This is a genomic window from Neisseria sp. GT4A_CT1 (assembly GCF_000227275.1).
GTDB lineage: Bacteria > Pseudomonadota > Gammaproteobacteria > Burkholderiales > Neisseriaceae > Neisseria.
On record NZ_JH164968.1, the window covers coordinates 207,700 to 209,830 of the forward strand.

The 2,131-nt window shown below is 54.8% G+C and carries 2 protein-coding genes and 1 pseudogene; all 3 read left to right on the forward strand.

Annotated elements, in window-relative coordinates; translation table 11 throughout:
- The first annotated feature begins 57 nt into the window (after positions 1–57).
- Complete coding sequence (locus HMPREF1028_RS09715; protein WP_003761891.1) at positions 58–357, forward strand: IS3 family transposase; 300 nt, start codon at positions 58–60, stop codon at positions 355–357.
- Positions 358–650: 293 nt separating this feature from the next.
- Positions 651–1,693 (forward strand): annotated as a pseudogene (locus HMPREF1028_RS09720) (nitronate monooxygenase).
- A 107-nt stretch (positions 1,694–1,800) separates the two neighbouring features.
- A partial coding sequence (locus tag HMPREF1028_RS09725; protein WP_009312612.1) for a helix-turn-helix domain-containing protein occupies positions 1,801–2,131 on the forward strand: 331 nt, incomplete at its 3' end.

Here is a 2,131-nt window from a genome sequence, read left to right on the forward strand (position 1 = left end):
GCGAAATGGTAAAGGAAATGCTCGAAAAGCCGCACCCGGCTGACTGGCGAAGGAACGATGCTTCATTCGGACCAAGGTGTGCTGTACCGTACGGCGGGATATAGGGAATTGCTTGCGGAGCATTCCATGGTTCAAAGCATGTCGCGAAAGGCGAACTGTTGGGACAATGCGCCGATGGAAAGCTTCTTTGCGGTGTTGAAGACGGAGTGTTTCTATAACGCAGGTGAATTGACGGTAGATGAATTGATGAAGCAGATAGATGACTATATGGATTACTACAACCGGGAGCGTTGCAGTTTGAAATTGAAAAAGCTGAGTCCTGTCGCATACAGAACCCAGCTTGCACAGAGCGCCTGAATAGGCTTTTATGAGTGTCCAAGATTTGGGGGCCAGTTCAAACCCGAAACAGGGTTTTCAGACGACCTTTTTCTATATCGGATGGAATCGGAACGGGTTTGCTTCCCAAACATATTCGGTTTCGCAAACATTCGCTTAACACAAAACGCTAAGGTTTGTTTTCAGACGACCTTGCAGTCATATCCGCCCCTTTTCTATGGCAAAATTCAGCTTGTTCCACATGGTCAGTCTGCGTATTCAAATTGAAGAAATTTCAAGCCGGCTGACGAAACAGTTTACAAGGAGAAACAGACATGAGCCGCATTTTATCCTCGCTGCGTTATCCGCTGATTCAAGCGCCGATGGCGTTTGCACATGATACAGAGCTACCTTTGGCTGTCGGTAAAACCGGTGCTTTGGGTTCGTTGGCGGGCGCGATGTACGACGCCGCGGGCTTGGACAAAGCGTTGGCACGGATGAAGCAGGAGGGTGGAGACCGTCCGTACAACCTCAATTTTTTTGCCCACCGCACGCCGTCTACCGACCGCGCGCAACATGACGCATGGTTTGGCGTGTTGCGTCCGTATTTCGAGGCTTACGGGCTGACGGAAAACGATATTCCCACCGGCGGCGGACGGCAGCCGTTTGATACCGCCGCGCTGGAATGCGTGGAACGTTACCGCCGCCTGTGGTCAGCTTCCACTTCGGTTTGCCCGCGCCCGAATACTTGCAGCGCGTCAAAGCGACGGGCGCGGAAGTGTGGAGCAGCGCGACGACGGTCGAAGAAGCCGTCTGGCTGGAGCAAAACGGCGCGGATGTCGTGATAGCCCAAGCGTGGGAGGCGGGCGGTCATCGGGGTTGGTTTTTAAACCGCCATCCCGACAGTCAAAGCGGCTTGTTCGCCCTGTTGCCCGCCATCCGTAACGCCGTGCACCTGCCCGTTATAGCCGCAGGCGGCGTTTCCGATGCCGCTGCTGTCCGCGCCGCGTTGGAATTGGGCGCATCCGCAGTGCAGGTCGGAACCGCTTTCCTGCTCGCAGACGAAGCCCTGACCAAACCCGCCCACCGCGCCGCCATCCAAACCGCCCGACCCGAAGATACCGTGGTGACCAACTTGTTCAGCGGCGGCGCAGCGCGCGGACTTTACAACCGTTTCATACGCGAAGCCGGTCCGATGAATGACGCGGCACTCCCGTTTCCCTTGGCGGGCGCGGCCGCCGGTGCATTGAAAGCCGCCGCCGAAAAACAAGGCTGCTACGACTTTTCCCCATTTTGGGCAGGACAAAACGCAGGATTGTGCCGCCCTGGCAGCGCGGCGGAAATCGTCGAACGGTTGTGCGGCAGCATCGAGCGTTAGGACGGTTTGAGCACAGGCAAGGTGGACGTTGCAAAAAGGTCGTCTGAAAACTGAACTGCACCCCAAAAGTTGGACATCCCCTCCAACTCACAAGGTGCAGTTTTTTTATGAGCAAATATACATTACACTTCAAATACCAAGCCGTACTCCACTACCTGCATATACGCAGCCAACAACGTACCGCAGACCACTACGGCATTTCCCGAACCCACCTGAGACGATGGATACGCGCCTATCAAGAAGGCGGTATCGGCGCACTCGAACATCCCCAATCCAAAACCATGCCCCAACACCGCAAAAACCCCTTCATCGCAGATAAACCCGACCACGAAAAAACACAGGCAGAGCTTATCGAAGAGTTGTGCTATATGCGCGCAAAGGTCGCCTACCTAAAGGAGTTAAAAGCCCTCAGCCAAAAACAGACCGAAAAGGACAAAG